General features: G+C 65.6%; 1 protein-coding gene. It reads left to right on the top strand.

Annotation, left to right across the window (positions count from 1 at the left end):
• Nucleotides 1-41 precede the first annotated feature (41 nt).
• Nucleotides 42-1,286 (top strand): IS701 family transposase, encoded by a 1,245-nt coding sequence (locus tag FHW79_RS32285; protein ID WP_183182686.1) that lies wholly within the window; start codon nt 42-44, stop codon nt 1,284-1,286.
• The last annotated feature ends 106 nt before the right edge of the window (nt 1,287-1,392 follow it).

Genomic DNA, 1,392 nt, shown 5'->3' with positions numbered 1-1,392 from the left:
GGACAGCCCTCCGTCTGTTGAACAGGCTTTGGGAGGTCGCCATGTCCGGTGTCGCGGTCGAGGACCTGCTGGGGCTGTGGTCAGAGGAATTGCGTGGAGCCAAGGCCCGGCTCCGGCCCCTGTTCTTACAGTCCGGGACGGCGGCATCAGCCGGCGCGTTCCTGGACGGGCTGCTTGGGCCGGAGCGGCGCAAGACCGGCTGGATGCGCGCCGAAGCCGCAGGTGATACGGGACCCTGGCGTCAGCAGGCGGTGCTCGGCCGTACTTCCTGGGATGCCGACGCGTTGCGCGACGTGGTCCGCGACTACGCGCTCGATGCTCTGGCCGAGCCCGACGCCACGCTGGTGATCGACGAAACTGGTTTCCTCAAGCAGGGCAAGGCGTCCTGCGGCGTCGGGCGGCAGTACACCGGCTCGGCGGGAAAGATCACCAACTGCCAGATCGGCGTCTTTGCCGCCTACGCTTCATCCAAGGGCCATGCCTTCATCGACCGCCGGCTCTACCTGCCCAAGGACTGGACGGGCAATTCTGACCGCCTCGCCAAGGCCCATGTACCCGAGAACGTGCGCTTCACCACCAAGCCGTCGATCGCCGCGGCCATGGCTCGCCGGGCAATCGACGCCGATGTGCCTTTCGCCTGGGTGGCAGCCGACAGCGTCTACGGCGTTGGCGAACTGGAAATGGCGTTGCGCCGTGCCGGCAAAGGCTACGTGCTTGGCGTCACCGGCAGCCACCAGTTCAATTCCTGGAGCCCGACTTTGTCGGTGTCTGGCACCGCCGAGAAGATCGCCAGGGGATTGCCGGCGGAGAACTGGATGCGCTTGTCGGCGGGCAACGGCACCAAGGGACCGCGGCTCTACGACTGGGCCTACTTGGAATTGGCTGATCTCGATCCTGAGATGGTTGGAGCGCCGCCCGGTCTGGGCCTCTGGACGCGCGGGCTGCTGGTGCGGCGACGCCCCGTTGATGGGGAACTGGCCTTCTTCACCACTTGGTGCCGGCATGGTACGCCGGTGGACACACTGGTCCGCGTCGAGGGGCAACGCTGGTCCATTGAAGATGCTTTCGAGACGGCGAAGACCGAGCTGGGGCTGGATCACAACGAGACACGGAGCTGGCACGGCTGGCACCGGCACGTCTCGCTGGTCATGCTCGCCTTCGCCTTGCTGGCTGTGGTTCGGCACAAGGCCGATAGCCTTGCCACGCCCCAAAAAACGACGAGGAAAGTGCCCCGCCCATGGTCCGTTGGTCGATGCAGGAGATCCGTCATGTTGCCGACCGCCTGACCCAACGGCGGATCGAGCCCGCTGCCGTCATCGCATGGTCAGCTTGGAGACGATGCCATCAGGCCATCGCCAACCAAGCCCACAAGCGTAAGGCGCAACTGTAATG

Source organism: Azospirillum sp. OGB3 (assembly GCF_014192915.1).
GTDB lineage: Bacteria > Pseudomonadota > Alphaproteobacteria > Azospirillales > Azospirillaceae > Azospirillum.
This window is presented reverse-complemented; position numbering and strand designations above follow the sequence as displayed.